Here is a 15448-nt window from a genome sequence, read left to right on the forward strand (position 1 = left end):
TAAATTTACAAAATATTTCTGTGATTACCTATTTTTATTTCTATTATTTACTTATTAGCTTAGCCCGAACTCACGTACTTGATCTTCAGTCCCGGAATCAAGGGCTTTGTGTCAACCAGTTCCAGATTCTTTACCATCTCCTGCGTGCCCTGTTTATACTTCAGGAAATGCGGCATCTTCAGGTGGCTCTCGTAAGCGGCGCGGTTGGCATAGATCTCAAGAATGGTGATTTTGTCGGGCGCATCCTTCTCGGCTGTGGCATAAAGGGTGAGCACGCCCGGTTCCAGCCGCATGGAAGCTTCTATTTCCTCCTTCAGATACGCATTGTATTCGTCCAGCCGGCCTGCATCGACAGTTATTTTCGATAGGCGTACCAAGTTGTCCTGGGGCGAATCCGCCGGTTTGGCTGCTTCCTGGCTGATGATACGCAGTGCCTTGATTGCCGCAGGAAAGCCGATATACGGAAGACATTGGATGACCGCAGCCGTCATTTCTTCGGGCGTGTTGCCCGCATTGATGTTGCCGTGAAAGTGCGACTGCAACTGGCTTTCCGCCTCAAGTGTGGTCAGAATGCAATAGCCGAGCAGCTCCTTTGCCTTCAGGCTGAGTGCTCCGCGAGTATATATTTCGCCAAAGAAACAGTCGGTCAGGAAACGTGATACATCTTCGCCCATTCCGCCGGGCACGCCTTCCATCACGGCGGAGATCCCTCCGCGATACAGTTTGTCCTGAATTGCTTTGCCTTTCTCGTGTCTGTTTTCTTCGGTAACGGTTGTCCGGTTATCCAGAGGAAGGCTGATGCCTCGTTCCCTGAACACCTCGTTCACCGTTCCGACAGCGTTGAGCATCTTCGGAAAGCCGATGAAAGGAGCTGTCAGATACATCGCCTCACGTAGCTCCACGGGTGTGACACCCACATTCAAGGCGGCTCCTGCATGAGCCTTCAGTTGCGGAAGCGTCTGCATGGTGGCAAGAGTGACGCAGGTTATCATTTCACGCTGCTTCATGCTCAGACTGCGCGTAGCAAACACTTCGCCAAATATGAATTTCTGAAGAATGTCCATCATCTCCGGATCCGTACCCTGTCCGGTCAGAGCCTCGCCTCCGAAAAGGGTGCGATAGTTTTCCTTGCACATTTCTATCCGATCCGTCTTGCTGCCGGTTTGCGCCGCTGCCGGCAACAATCCTGCCAGCAGAAAGGCTGTAAGAACAATCTGTTTTCTCATATCGCGCAATATCTGTTATAAACTTTTCCCCAATTGATAAGCCTGCTCTCCATAGCGCGTGTTGCGTATGGAACCTGCCGTCCAGACACCCGAAGCAACTACCTCGCCCACGCTCTCCCAGCCAAGATAATCCATCAGCGTGCGGTAATGCAGAAGTATAGGCTCCGCTTCCTTTTTCGCGGTATCAGCGTACGTCATCAGGTAAGCGGCCTTCTTGTAATGGCCTTTGATTTGTCCGTTGATGGCATAGAAGCGGTCGATTACCCGTTTCATCTGTGCCGAGATACCGAAATAATACATCGGAGTGGCAAAGACCACCATGTCGGCCGCAAGGAGATGCGGACGCAGCTCGTTGAAGTCATCCTTTATCACACACGGGCCGTCCATGCCGCAACGGTTGCATGCGCGGCAAGGTTCCACCTGTTTGAAGGCACAGTCGAAACGGTAAATTTCATGCCCTTTCTCCTGCGCCCCTTTGATAAACTGTTCCGCAAGATAAGCGGAATTTCCGTTCCGGCGGGGACTGCCGGTCAATACTGTTATTTTCATTGTGCTATTGTTTTTAGTGTTCAAACTTCCAACGGCTTTCACGATGCCGCTTCCCAAGACAACGCTCCCTGCAGCCGCAAGCAGGGATTTGCGAAAAAAGTCCCTGCGCTCCATCACTTGCGCTGTTTAAGTGCTTTTCCAAGCGACGTGCATGGCGCGATTTCCTCCCCTGTCCGCAGGTAAGTATAGCCGGGCATCTCAAAGAGAACGGGTTTCAGCCTGCTGTAGTCCGGTTTTCCCTTATCATTGAGGACGCTCTCCTCAGCATAGGTATTCGCGATCTTGCAGATGAAGTTGTCGAACGTATCGGTTTCGTAATTGTCGACCACCTCACATTCCATCACCAGCGGACTTTCATCAATGACCGGAGCTCCGGCTTCGCCCGGATGCCAGGCAAACACTTCTGATTTGTCTACCTTTGCCCCACTGACACATCCCACATAGTCGGCACGCTCCAGCATGGCTTCGTCTACCATATTGACAGAAACTTTGCCTGTAGCCTTCACTCCCTGATTGGTGTAATGAGCCTTGTGCATGCTCAACATGATGCGGTCGTGCCCGATAATGCCCACATGGGCAACGAGCAGCCAGTTTACTTTTCCGTTTACTTCCGTACCCACCACTGCTGCGGGTGTGGGATACAATGCCAGCATATGGCCGATATTCTTTTTCATATTGTTTTCTGGTTTAAAAGTTGTTTTCCTGTTTTATGCCGAACAGCCGGGATGCATTGCCCCACAGAAACAGGTCCGCATACCAGGCAAGCTCTCCGTCGGCTGCGAGCGTTTCTTTCAGTCTGTTCAGGTTGTTCCGCAACACACTCTCCGGCAGATACGGATAATCAGACCCATAAAGGATATGTTCCGGCGAGGTGACGGCAAGCAAGGCACGGATGACTTCTGCCGTGGGATTGCCAGCCAGGTCATAATAAAGCCGCGACAGGTTACCCTCCCAGTCGATGGGCTGCATTGATCCGTTGGCTGTCATCGCCGGAAGAATGGATTTCATGCGCGGGATGGCAAGCGGAAGGAACGAGCCGCAATGCGGCACGACTACTTTCAGATTCGGATAGCGCACGAGGACGTTCCTCGCCAGCATATTCACTACAGCCCGTGTGGTTTCTGCCGGATATTCGTACATAGCGAGCGGCGTGGTTCGCACGATACCCTCATGACAAGGCGAAGGACGGTGCGGATGGATGATAACCACGGCATGACGTTCGTTCAACACTTCCATCAGCGGGTCGAGTGCTTCATCACCCAAATACTGTCCGCGGCTGTTGGTGGCCAGCTTGATGCCGTCAGCCCCCAACGTGTCAAGAGCGTACACAGCTTCACGGACAGCCGCATCCACATCGGGCAAAGGCAGGGAGGCGCAGAACCTGAAACGTCCGGGATGCCCGGCCTTTACCTTCGCCGAAACTTCATTAATCCAGCGGATGCAGGCGGCACTTTCCTCCACGTTGCCGTAATAAGGCTGCGGAGCCGGCATAGTCAGTACGGCACAGCCTATGCCTGCGCTGTCCATAAAAGCAGCATGACGTTCCGTATCCCACCCGGGCAGCGGAAAGGTTTCTTCCAGTTCCGCACCGTGCCGCCGCAGCATTTCCTTATATTCAGGCAGGATGATATGCGCATGCACATCTACCGGCTTCTGCGCATAAAGCATGACGCCCGGCACCAAAGCGGCTATACAGGCTATGATTCGCTTCATTTCCATAATCCTGTCATTTGCCGGTCAGTGCCTCCTGGTCTTCAGGGTATCGTCCTCCAACTATCTCAATGCTGTCCAGGTGACGGCGGATGTCAGCCAGTTCTCCGTCCGTGAAACGCACGTCTGCGCCGCCGATATTCTCTTTGATGCGTTCGATGCGCTTTGTTCCCGGGATAGGGACAATCCACGGCTTCTGCGCCAGAAGCCAGCCGATGGCAATGCGGGCAGGACTCGTCTCTTTCCGGCGGGCCAATTCCTCTACATATTCCACCAAAGCTACATTATGCTTCAGGTTCTCCGGCTGGAAACGGGGTATGGCAGAGCGGAAGTCTGTCTGGTCGAATGTCGTATTGCGGTCGAAGCGTCCGGTCAGCATAGCCTTTCCCAACGGACTGAACGGAACAAAGCCGATGCCCAGCTCTTCCAGCGCAGGAAGCAGTTCCTTCTCCGGCTGGCGGTACCACCAGGGAGTACTCGCTCTGCACCGCCGCAAGCGGACAGACGGCATGTGCGCGGCGCACCGTGGCAGGGGCAGCTTCCGACAGCCCCCAATACAGCACTTTTCCTTCCCTGATGAGCGAAGCCACTGTGTCCGCCACTTCCTCTATCGGCGTGTAAGGGTCTACCCGATGCTGATAATAAAGGTCGATGTGATCGGTACGCAAACGGCGGAGCGACCCTTCCACCGCCTTGCGGATGGTGGCGGGCTTGCTTGACAGACTTACGGGGCGTGCCGATGTGTTGAGGTCGGGCATATCCACCAGATTGTATCCGAACTTCGTGGCGATGACCACCTTGTCGCGAACCGGTTCCAAAGCCTCCCCCACCAGTTCCTCGTTCTTGAATGCACTGTAAACCTCAGCCGTATCAAAGAACGTAACGCCCAGTTCAACAGCCTCGCGCAGTGTGGCGATGGCTTCTTTCCTGTCGGGATAAGGCGGATAGCTCTGCGTAAATCCCATACAGCCCAGCCCGACTTCCGAAGCGGACAGTCCCTGTCTTCCCAATGTTCTCGTTTTCATGTCTGCTTATCATTTTTAAGTTATTTCTGACTACAAAATTAGGGTGATAAGACGGAAAAGAAGATAACGCATTTACTGACAAAACAAACCTATTTACGGAATATGCGGGCATCCGTACAAATGTCCCGGATTCATCAGAAAGACAGACGGAGCTTCGCGCTGAAAAGTCTGTCTTCAAGCTGAGTATATGTATCTCCAGACTGAAGACATATATCTCCAGGCTGAAGATTTGCATCTCTAGACTGGAGATACAGATTGCTCCGCGGAAAGCTGCATTTCACTGCAAAACGCCCAGACGATTTTCCCGTACAGGCCACTTCCTTTCCGCCCTTATCCGGCCCGCACACCCAGGCATAAACGGCCTACCGGTTCAGCGAAAGCGTCACCGTCACACCGCCGCTTCCCAGTGCCGATTTCAGTTGTGCACCGTCGGCATTGTCTATTTTTCCGATCCGGGTGAAGTTCCACGAATTGGTCGAATAATAGATTACCAGGTATTTCCCCTGATAAAGGATAATGTCGCCGGGGCCAGTCGAAATCCGGCGGTCATTGCGCGGAAGATCCGTTCCCAGCGGACCTACCTTCTCCATGTTGCCGTAGTCTTCCATTTCCACGGTCACATCTCCTTCAGACAGCAGCTTCATCAGAGCGTCTGCCGAAGAATTGTCTGCCAAAGTAGCGGTGAATGTCTTGCCGACTTTGACTGTCAGTCTGATTGAATTTGTTTTCATGCTTTCATTCTTTTCTTTTGATTGCCCGAATATCGGCATTGCCGCCAACAGGCAGGCCAACAGCGGAATAAACTTTATTGCTTTCATACAACGGATTTTTTCAGATGTCATATTTCCGGCCGCACAAGTCTTTCACAAAGGCCGGGTCGTCAAAATCGCCCACCACGGGCTTTCCTGTATCGCACGTTGCCATGTCTTCGTCCGAGAGCCTGAAACCGATGGAACCGAAGTTTTCTTCGATGCGCTCCCTGTGTACGGACTTCGGAATAACCGCGATACCCCGCTGCATCAGCCAGCCAAGCTCTATCTGCGCCACAGTCTTCCCATACTTCCGTGCAAGCCGCGAAAGGACTGCATGGCTGAAGAAGCCGTTTCTGCCTTCGGCAAAAGGCGACCACGCTTCAAGAAGAATGCCGTTCACGTCGGCATACCGCTTCATCGGCTGCTGCTGGCTGAACAGATGTGTTTCTACCTGATTGACGGCAGGAACAACCTCAAAGTGTGCTGCCAGATCGGCCAGGCGGGGAATGCTGAAATTGCATACGCCGACGGCACGTGTGCGCCCTTCCCTGTAAATCCGCTCCATCGCCCGCCACGCTCCGAACACGTCGCCGAACGGCATGTGGACAAGATACAGGTCGAGGTAGTCCGTGCCCAACCGGGCAAGCGTGCGGTCGAACGCCCGCAACGTCTGTTCATACCCCATGTCCTGTATCCAGACCTTGGACGTGAGGAAGAAATCTCCGCGCGGAACACCGCTTTCTTTCACAGCTCTTCCCACCGCCTCTTCATTCAGATAGACCGATGCCGTGTCGAGCAGACGGTAGCCCGTGGCTATGGCATCGCTCATGCACCGGCGGCATACCTCGTGATCATCCACCTGATAGACACCGAAGCCCAGCATCGGCATCCTCACTCCGTTATTCAATGCTGCATATTCCATATTTCTTCGCTTTATCGGGATTACTTGTCAATCTGGCTTTCGGTGAACGGGTCGGCACGATGCCCCATCAGGTCTATCTTTGCATAAGCCGCATCAAACTCTTCCATTTCATAGGGAGTAAGGCGGACAGAAGCCGCACCGAGGAAGTCGTCCAGATGGCCGGGATTGGTCGTGCCGGGTATCGGAGCAATCCACGGTTTGCGGGAAAGCATCCATATCAGAGCGAACTGCGCCGGAGTAACCCCTTTCCGCTGCGCCCATTCCCGGACAAGATAGACCAGCGGCATATTGTGCTTCAAAGCCTCCGGCTGGAACTGCGGCAGGTTCCAACGACGGTCGCCCTGCTTGAAACGGCTGTCTTCGTTGATAACGCCTGTAAGAAAAGCGCGTCCTAGCGGACAGTAGGGCACAAAGCCAATGCCAAGCTCCTGCAAGGTGGGGAATATCTTGGTTTCCGGCTCGCGCCACCAGATGGCGTATTCGCTCTGCACGGCACTGACCGGACAGACTGCATGGGCGCGGCGGATGGAACGTGCACTGGCTTCCGACATGCCCCAGTGCAGCACTTTCCCCTCCTGCATCAGATCCTTTACCACGCCTGCCACATCCTCCATCGGCACATTGGGGTCTACGCGATGCTGGTAGAGCAGATCAATGTGGTCAGTACGCAAACGGCGCAACGAGCCTTCCACAGCACGCCGGATGTGGTCGGGGCGGCTGTTCAAAGCGGTCGGCTGTCCCTCTTCCACGCCAAAGCCGAACTTTGTTCCTATCTTTATCTTATCCCGGAACGGGGCGACGGCTTCGCCCACCCACTCTTCGCTGGTATGCGGCCCGTACACCTCAGCCGTATCAAAGAATGTGACACCCTTGTCGTACGCCCTGCGGATAAGGGCTATCATGTCTTTCTTCTCGTACTTTCCGCCATAATAGCCCACCATAGGCAGGCATCCTAAACCAATGGCAGACACATTCAGTCCGCCCAAACTGCGCTGTTCCATATTTCCTCCTTGCTTTGATTCATCGGACATCCTGTCAGGCTGTCCGTTCGAAGAAGATGGCGTGCCGGCAAAAGCGCCCGACACTCCCGCCATTGTCCCGGCGGCAAGCAAGGCATAGCTCGATGCCTGCTTCAGAAAATTTCTTCGGTCCATAATCTATGATTCTATGAATTAACTTCAATGCAAAGATAACGGACCGCCATCAGAAGGAGAATAACCTATTTACTGACGATTGTAACTGATTTACGGATTGTTTTCCCATAAACGACGCTTCCATCCGTACCCGGTTTTTCGGATGCAGATGGAAGCTGAGATGCCCTTCACGCCGAAGTGCTGTGCGGGCGTGCCTACTTCACGCCGATTGCTTTTTTCAGTTTTTGCAGCAAGTCGATATCTCCCGGCCTCATCTTTCCGCTTCTTGCCGGAGGAACGTTCAGAATCAGGATATTGTCCTGTGCCGTGGCACGCTGATAAACCTCCTTCAGTTCGGCCACAGACTTATAGACCGTGTCGGACGTATGGTAGAACCAGCGTTTGGAAATACATACCGTAGACTCGAAAGGCATGTAATACTTTTTGCCATTGTGGACAAACAGTTTCGGATCCGGATCGGCCGGAAGCATCGGGTCACCCAAACGGAAGTCGCTCGGAAAATACCGGATCGGATCGCCCTCCTTCTGCTTGTCCGGCTTGATATTCACCGATTCCTTCGGAGCGTCGGGATCGTTGGGGTTGGCATCCTGACCGATGCTCCAGTTGATTCCAATCTGACACTGAGGCTCGCGTTTCTTTATCGTTTCATAAATTTCCCTCACAGGCCAGCGGTAACTGGGTTTCGCCCAACTGCCGTCGAACCAGAACTCCACGATCCGGGTGTATTCCGACGTGATGTCCATCAGTTCATCCAGCTGCGCCAGCATGTATCTGTTGTAGGCTTCATCGCTCTCCGGATTCTGAACGTCAGGGTTCACTTTCCTGTCCCACAGTGAATAGTACAGCCCCAGACGGATTCCCTGTTTCCTGCATTCCCGTGCCACGGCTTTCACCACATCGGTCGCATTGCCGGAACGGGCCACATCATAGTCCGTATACCGGCTATCCCACATGCAGAATCCATCGTGGTGTTTCGCCACCAGAATGACGTATCTCATGCCGGCATCCTTTGCCGTTTTTATCCACTGTGCAGCATCAATCGTATCCGGGCGATACGAGCCGGGCGGCAAACTGCCATCCGACCACTCCGTATCATTAAATGTGTTGATGCCGAAATGGATAAACATGCCGTACTTCCTTCTGATTTGCTGCTTCTGATACCTGGAAGGCTTTTCCGAAGGACGCGGCTCGTACACTTGCTGCGCTGAAACGGGCAAAGACAAGAGCAAGACTGCTAGCACAATTGCACAAGCCACCTTTATGCCAATGTTTTTCATACAATACGATTCAAAATCTGTTGATATATACAAGATTCTACACACATCTCACTTATGTCCATCATTCATTCGCCATCGGCACGGACCAGAACCTTTCTCGACGACAGCCGCTGTGAATCCGGTTCCACCATGATAACAAACTCGCCCGGTTCTACCACATATTGCATCTTGTTGTTGTAAATCTTAAATGCTTCGGGAGGCAACGTAAAGTTCACGGTCTTCTGTTCTCCGGGCATCAAAGTGACGGAAGAGAAGTCGCGCAGCATTTTTTCCCTCGGCACTACGGTTGCTACATTGTCACGGATATAAAGTTGGACAACTTCACGGCCTTTGCGCTTTCCGGTGTTCCTGATATCAACGGAAACGTTCAACGAATCACCGATGCCAAGTGTTTCTCTGCTGACCGACAGATTGGAATACTCAAACTGCGTATAGCTCAGTCCAAACCCGAACGGGAACTGGGGCCTTCGGGCAAATCGCCCGGCTCTATCTTGGTAAACGTCCTTCTTTCATTATAAGCTACAGGAATCTGTCCGCTGTGCCTCGGGAAAGTCTGGGTCAGTTTCCCCGAAGGATTCTTCTTTCCGCATTTTCTGACTGCTTTCAACAGATTTATCTGATCCTGCGGAAGCTCTATCTTGCCCATCGTCACCGCCTCGCCACTGTTTTGCGCACTTTCGCCCAGGCAGACGATTGCGATATCGCTTTCACGGACTGCTGCAACGGCAGACGACACATACGCATCGTTCAGTTCTCCCAGCTTGCAGCCTACAACCTTAAAGTCCGCTTCGGGCATCACCTCCTTCAGCCCTTCCTCCACACTGACAGCCTCTTCCGTCTGTCCCTTCATGCTCCATCTGCCCAGCAGATTGGTCTTGTCCGAAGCAAAAGGACCGACAACGGCTATCGTGGCAGGTTTCTCTATCGGCAAAGCCTCGTCCCTGTTCTTCAGCAGCACCATGGTCGGCACAGTCAGCTCGCACGCCAGGTCAAGGTTTTCCTGCGAAAGCAAAGTCCGCTTTTCCCTCTCCGCATCAAAGTAAGCATACGGGTCGTCAAACAGTCCGAGGCGGAATTTTACGACAAGTGCCTTCCGTACCGCCTCTGTGATGTCGTCTGCAGACACGGCATTCTCTTTCGCCAGATCCAGCAAATGACGGCTGTATTGCGAAGAAGCCATATCCATTTCCAGCCCGCTGTTCATGCCCCTGCAGGCAGCTTCCTTGCCGTCGGCCGCAGCCCCTTCGGCAACGGCATGGCTCAGGGTTGTCCAGTCGGAGATAAGCAGTCCCTCAAATTTCAACTGTCCGCGAAGCACATCATGATTCATGAACCGGTTCATGGTGACCGACTCTCCGTCATACGAAGTATACGAACACATCAGCGTCTCCACGCCGGCATTGACGGCAGCCTGAAAGGGAGGCAGATACTGTTCCTGCAAGTCGCGCAACGAAAAGTCCGTATTCTGATAATCGCGTCCTCCCCTTAACGCTGCATATCCGGCAAAATGCTTTACGCATCCCATCAGCGTTTCTTTATCCTTCAAGTCCTCTCCCTGAAATCCCTTTACACGGGCGGCAGCCAATGCCGCCGACAAAACAGGGTCTTCGCCAGAGGTTTCCATGATACGCCCCCAACGAGGATCATTGGAAACATCCACCATAGGGGCATAAGTCAGCTGGATACCGGCGGCAGCAGCTTCCTTAGCGGCTAATGCGGCTCCCTTCCTCACCGATTCACGGTCCCAGCAACACGATTCGCCCAACGGGACAGGCAGAATGGTCCGATAGCCGTGGATCACATCTTCATGAAATATCAGCGGAATACCGAGGCGGTGCGACTCTACAGCTTCTTTCTGCAACGAACGGTTCAGTTCCGCCCCGTTAGCTTTCAGCAGCGCGCCGATCTTTCCTTGCCGTATCTTGCTTCTTACAGCCGAATCCTGACTCGCATAGTACGGAACCAGATTCAGCTCGGCAATCTTCTCTTCAAGCGTCATCCGTGAAAGCAAATCCTTCACACGCTCATCGACAGAGGCCGACTGGTCTTCGTATACTTCCATCCGGCCGTTCCGGTTAAGGTCAGTCCAGCCTTTGTGATAAAAACTTCCGGAAACTTTTTTCCCTTTGGCTTGTGACGGCATCGTCTGCGCCAGCAAGCCCGCCGCAAGCACCGCGGCCAAATAATAGAAGCTTTTCATAACCTGTTTTTCTATTCGTCAAACAACATAAGGATAAAGATGATATTCAAACACCAAAAACATAGGGACACAAAGTCCAAATCCGGAATCCTCCTCTGCAACTTTGTGTCCCTGTGCCAGCTTATGCAGGCAGCCCGGTCAATACTCCACCTTATAATCTTTCTTGAACGGTTCTCCTGCCCATGCCTTCTTTGTAGTCCAGTCGGCAGGAGCGTCCGTCCAGAACGGATCATCGGCAGGCAAGCCCAACGGCAGGAAACTCAGCGTCGCCATATAAAGGCTGCCCGTAGAAGTATAGCCGTCCGCTATATTCGGCTGATGGCCGTTGAAGCCCAGCACGAGCCATCCGTCTGCATCGAAGTTCTGGTTTCCGTCATACATGTTGCGATGTACGGCGGTAAGGGCGCAACGCACCTGTGCTGGCTTGATTTCTTCAGGAAGTTTGTGACGCAAAGCTGCATCGGCCAGCGACTGGAAGGCAGCGGTACGATAGGTCACCGAACGTCCGAAGGCCGGATAAGTTCCGTCCGGACCGATAATGCGCTCACAGAATTCAGCATGGCGTATCATGCGGTTCAGGGCCTGCTCATATTCCTTCTGGCTTGCCCAACGCAAAGGAACCAGCGTTTCCAGCATAGCCACCATCATCGGATTCAGCACATACGAATTGTAATAGTCCATGCTGAACTTGCTTCCGTCGCTGTACCAGCCGTCACCCACATACCATTCCTGTATTTTGTTCTTCGACACACGCAGGCGGAACTGGTCGGCTTTTTCGCCCTGCTGCAACAGAAAGGCTTCGGTCAGACCGGTAAAGAGCAGCCAGTTGTTGTAGGCACCCGTACGGTCGCGCAAGGCTTTGAACGAATCCAGAAAACGTTTCTTCGTCACGTCATCCAGCGGTTCCCACAAAGCTTTCGGGGCACGCAGAAAAGCATGAACCACATAAGCCGCATCTACGATGGGCTGCGCCTGCTTGGTGAAGTTCAGCATGTCGGGCGATGCCGGATCAACAGCGTTCTTCAACCCTTTCAGAACCTCTTCGCGCATCTGCTTGCGCAATTTACCTTCTTCCGTATCGTCATCAGGCAAGGCCAGCCAGGGAGCCACGCCAGCCAACGTACGGCCTACAGCTTCCAGATGGGTTATTTCATCATACCCGGCAGGATTGCCGCTCGGTGATTCAATCGGCATGTTCTTGCGCAAGGTCCCTTCCGCCAGATTGTGTATGACAGGATAAGAAATTTTCCACAGCCATTTCACCCATTGTTCACGGTCCTGCGCACCGGTGGACATTTCCTGTTCCGCCTTTTCTTTTTTGTTCTTCGCCTGTACCGGTACGGCAGGCAACAGCAGCACTGCCACCAACAGCAGCACCAAGCAATTCATTTTTTTCATAATCTTTTTATTTAGTTCAACATTACGATTCTCTTTTCGGGATATCCGCCAAATGCCTTACTTTGTCTGCTTCGCATTTACGCCGGACATCCGCCGTTTGAAATATTTCTCAAAAAACAAGATCTGATAATCGATCGAATTAATCCAATATGTCCAGTTATGCTCTCCCGGACGAACGATGAAATCGTGTCCGACACCGCAGTCCTGCAAAAGCCGGTGCAGCTCCAGATTCACTTTCAGAAAGAAATCCCCACTGCCGCAGTCGACAATCAGAGCCAGGTCACCGTCTTTTATCCGGCCTGTCTGGCTGATAACCGTATGCTCTTCCCACCGCTGCCGGTTGTCGGCATATGCGCCCAACTGCCTGCTTATCCCCCAGTTGCCAGGAAAAGGACGGATATCCACTCCGCCGCTGGTACTTCCTGCCGCACCGAACACGTCCTTATGCCGCATGGCGTTCCACAGCGCACCGTGTCCGCCCATGCTGTTTCCTGTTATGGCACGCCCGTTTCTCGATGCGACTGTCGCGTAATGACTGTCAGTATACTGCACCAGTTCTTTGGAAACAAACTCCTCAAACCGATAGTCCGGATTCAAAGGACTGTTCCAGTACCAGCTGTCCTTTCCGTCGGGACAGACAAACATGATGCCTTTCTCGTCTGCAATGCGAAGCAGTTCGGGCTTATATTTTAGCCAGCTCTTCGCATTGTTGCCATACCCATGCAGCAGATATATGACCGGACAGGCCTCCGGCTGTCCGGCACAAGCCTGCCGGGGAACTATATAAACTACCTGCACGTCCCTGTTCATGGAAGGGCTTTTCACCCAAACCGTATCCACACGCGATGCCTGAACCGACAAGACGGCCATCCATACCGACAAGACGGTTATCCAAAAACCTGCTTTTCTCATCTTCACTTTTTTTTGAAACAAACGATTTTTATCCTGTCATGCACTATCTGCCCGCATGTGCCCGGATCTTCTCCAATGCGGCGGCATACCGTTTCCCGAACTCCAGCTGGGCCTCCGCACCGAAATGCGGATCCCCTATCCCCGGAAAGGCAGGTTCCAGTCCGTCGGAAGACACACATGCCGATTCTGGCAGTTTGCCGGGCACCGACTCCAGCATACGGTTATATGCTTTGATGTCGTTCCTTCCGGCCCATTTCCACTGCCCCAACTGCCCGATGATGACAGGCACATGCGCATCCCCCGCCTCATTCCGCAGATTTTCCATCAGCGCAATCAGTCTTTTCTCATACTCTTCCGGTGCGATCCGGTCCGGACCGCTGCAGTTGCTTTCGCCCTGATGCCACAAAATCGCTTTCAATTTGCCGGAACGGAATGCCTGTTTCAGTCTTTCTACAGTAGCCTCATAGAGTTTCTGTCCCTTTTCCCATTGCTGGATGCTGCTTCCGCCCCGTGCATTGACAACCAGTCCCACCTGATGTCCTTTCTGCGCTACGCATTGGGCAAAAGTCCACGCCGGTCCTAACTGCTGCATGGAAAGGTCTTTCCGGATATTGGAGTATGCATTCAGCGGAAGACGGGCAGGTTCAAACCCGCCTTCTCCGTTCATCAGCCACACGTTTTCGAGCGTGTCATCCTGCATGTCCGCAGGAACGGGAGCACGCCCTGCCATGTTCGACTGGCCGATGCACAGATAGATGTCCATTTCTTCAGAAGGAGAGAGCACGGCGGCATCCGCACAGTCCGACGGCATACGGCAGGCAGCATTCGAGAGTTGCAGTAACCGGCTGTTGTCCGCCCACAGGAAAAGATAGCCGAAAGCGATTTCCGCCAGCAGAAACTCTTCGCGGGAAGGAAACAGATCTTCTTTTCCCTGATAATACGTGCCATTGGAGTTCCGCCCCTGCATGCGCAGCATTTCATCCTCGCGCACCTTCATCCAGTCGGCCGCAGATGGTTTCATGCCCTTGTCCAGCCCGAAACAGTGAGCTATCACATCCATCAGCCAGCAGTTCACCTGCTTGCTGGTGCCCCAGTCGTTCCCCTCCGGGAAATAAATTTCATGAGTCGCCTCTCCGTTCTTACCTCGCACGTACATAGTATGTCCGTCGAACTGCTGATTGTTCAGCGCATTATAGATACGGTCGCCGTTGAACAGCGAAACCTCCATCGCCTGTTTCCCCGCCAGCACATAAGGCAGCACATTGATGGCATTCTGCATGAAAGCCACCGTATAGTCCACATGCACGATGCCATGATTGACGACCGTTCCGTTTTCCTCCATGTTGCTTCCGTTCAGAAAGTCCTTCAGACAAATTCCGTTTACAGTCTTCCCGCTGTGAATATCCGAAGGGGAAGCATAGGCAGACAATTGCAGTTCCACTGCCCGGCGGTGCCATACGGGAGCGTTCGGGTGTTCGGGAAACATGAGCGAGGCCAATACCAGCATATCAGAGTTCCATGCGTTTTCTTCCGACTTGCTGTCGCCCTTGTAAATCACCTTTCCCGCCTTGTCTTTATAATAAGGAATCTTGTAGTCTAAAAAGCGGTCTGCTTCATACACGGTCATGCTACAGACTTGGAAGCGTGTTTCATCATCCAGTTCGTCCCACAGCAGCCAAGCTGCAAAAGCCGCCTGCGAAGCCCACCATGCGCTTTGCCACTGCTTTCCCCATCCCTTTTCTTCTCCGATACAGGCTTTATGACGGTAAGCCAGCGACTGGATCAGACGGACAGCTATGGCCTTTGCCTCCGATACCGGCACTCCTGTTACAGCTTCATCATAGACATGAAAGCGCAAAGCTACAGCCAGCGAAAACGCTACATGGCTGACCGGACGGATGTAATGTTCCGTATTCCCCTTGAAGTCCAGGCATTTGCCCGTTTGGCTTCCATAGCCCTTTACCTTGTTGTACCAGTCGTTGACAGGATATTTCAGTCCCTGGCGGAAGAGCTGTATAGTCCGGTCCGCCAACGGATCGGCCAGCAATTCCGTATTCAGACGCTCCCAGCGAACGGGAGCAAGCGCAGTCTGCGCACCTGTTGTCTGCAATGCCGATACAGCTATCAGACAAACACAAAGCAAGCGAATCAGTTTTGTTTTCATAAGCAGTTTTTTCAATTAACAAAGCATCCGGCAGTTATGCACCCGGCACGACGAATGCAAAAGCACCGGAAACACAAAATTTACAAGGCCGAAATTAACATTTTTCTCTGCAACTCTGTGTCCCCCGTGCCTGTTTTTTGTATGCCCGCCGCAGATTCA

14 protein-coding genes and 1 pseudogene are annotated in these 15448 nt (G+C 52.9%); all 15 read right to left on the reverse strand.

What is annotated here, in order from left to right; translation table 11 throughout:
* Window positions 1-59: 59 nt before the first annotated feature.
* On the reverse strand, window positions 60-1226 hold the full coding sequence (locus tag QUW60_RS14355; protein WP_289561333.1) for a carboxymuconolactone decarboxylase family protein: 1167 nt from the start codon (window positions 1224-1226) through the stop codon (window positions 60-62).
* Window positions 1227-1241: 15 nt separating this feature from the next.
* Window positions 1242-1775, reverse strand: a complete 534-nt coding sequence (locus tag QUW60_RS14360) for a flavodoxin family protein (RefSeq protein WP_289561335.1) — start codon at window positions 1773-1775, stop codon at window positions 1242-1244.
* Between the two features lie 134 nt (window positions 1776-1909).
* Window positions 1910-2449: pseudogene (locus tag QUW60_RS14365) on the reverse strand (flavin reductase family protein); the annotation flags it as partial.
* 13 nt (window positions 2450-2462) lie between these two features.
* Complete coding sequence (locus tag QUW60_RS14370; protein ID WP_289561337.1) at window positions 2463-3494, reverse strand: amidohydrolase family protein; 1032 nt, start codon at window positions 3492-3494, stop codon at window positions 2463-2465.
* A gap of 7 nt (window positions 3495-3501) precedes the next feature.
* Window positions 3502-3864 (reverse strand): aldo/keto reductase, encoded by a 363-nt coding sequence (locus QUW60_RS14375; RefSeq protein WP_353479603.1) that lies wholly within the window; start codon window positions 3862-3864, stop codon window positions 3502-3504.
* A complete protein-coding gene (locus QUW60_RS14380) occupies window positions 3770-4510 on the reverse strand; it encodes an aldo/keto reductase (RefSeq protein ID WP_353479604.1) in 741 nt (246 codons plus the stop codon). The genes QUW60_RS14375 and QUW60_RS14380 overlap by 95 nt, the downstream gene beginning before the upstream one ends.
* Before the next feature lie 362 nt (window positions 4511-4872).
* Window positions 4873-5328: a cyclophilin-like fold protein gene (locus QUW60_RS14385; protein ID WP_289561339.1), complete on the reverse strand. Its 456-nt coding sequence runs from the start codon at window positions 5326-5328 to the stop codon at window positions 4873-4875.
* Between the two features lie 13 nt (window positions 5329-5341).
* Window positions 5342-6184 carry an aldo/keto reductase gene (locus tag QUW60_RS14390; protein WP_289561341.1) on the reverse strand — a complete coding sequence of 281 codons (843 nt, stop codon included), beginning with the start codon at window positions 6182-6184 and terminating at the stop codon, window positions 5342-5344.
* Between the two features lie 20 nt (window positions 6185-6204).
* On the reverse strand, window positions 6205-7338 hold the full coding sequence (locus tag QUW60_RS14395; protein WP_289561343.1) for an aldo/keto reductase: 1134 nt from the start codon (window positions 7336-7338) through the stop codon (window positions 6205-6207).
* Between the two features lie 194 nt (window positions 7339-7532).
* On the reverse strand, window positions 7533-8615 hold the full coding sequence (locus QUW60_RS14400) for an alpha-L-fucosidase (RefSeq protein ID WP_289561344.1): 1083 nt from the start codon (window positions 8613-8615) through the stop codon (window positions 7533-7535).
* 65 nt (window positions 8616-8680) lie between these two features.
* Window positions 8681-8986, reverse strand: coding sequence for a fibronectin type III-like domain-contianing protein (locus QUW60_RS14405; protein ID WP_289561345.1), 306 nt, complete (start codon window positions 8984-8986; stop codon window positions 8681-8683).
* Between the two features lie 65 nt (window positions 8987-9051).
* Window positions 9052-10815: a glycoside hydrolase family 3 N-terminal domain-containing protein gene (locus QUW60_RS14410; RefSeq protein ID WP_289561347.1), complete on the reverse strand. Its 1764-nt coding sequence runs from the start codon at window positions 10813-10815 to the stop codon at window positions 9052-9054.
* Between the two features lie 138 nt (window positions 10816-10953).
* Window positions 10954-12213, reverse strand: coding sequence for a DUF2264 domain-containing protein (locus QUW60_RS14415; protein ID WP_289561349.1), 1260 nt, complete (start codon window positions 12211-12213; stop codon window positions 10954-10956).
* A gap of 57 nt (window positions 12214-12270) precedes the next feature.
* A complete protein-coding gene (locus QUW60_RS14420; RefSeq protein WP_289561351.1) occupies window positions 12271-13125 on the reverse strand; it encodes an alpha/beta hydrolase in 855 nt (284 codons plus the stop codon).
* A gap of 43 nt (window positions 13126-13168) precedes the next feature.
* Window positions 13169-15289 (reverse strand): sialate O-acetylesterase, encoded by a 2121-nt coding sequence (locus QUW60_RS14425; protein ID WP_289561353.1) that lies wholly within the window; start codon window positions 15287-15289, stop codon window positions 13169-13171.
* Window positions 15290-15448 lie beyond the last annotated feature (159 nt).

It is taken from the genome of Bacteroides gallinaceum (genome assembly GCF_030373775.1).
Taxonomy (GTDB): Bacteria; Bacteroidota; Bacteroidia; order Bacteroidales; family Bacteroidaceae; genus Phocaeicola; species Phocaeicola excrementipullorum.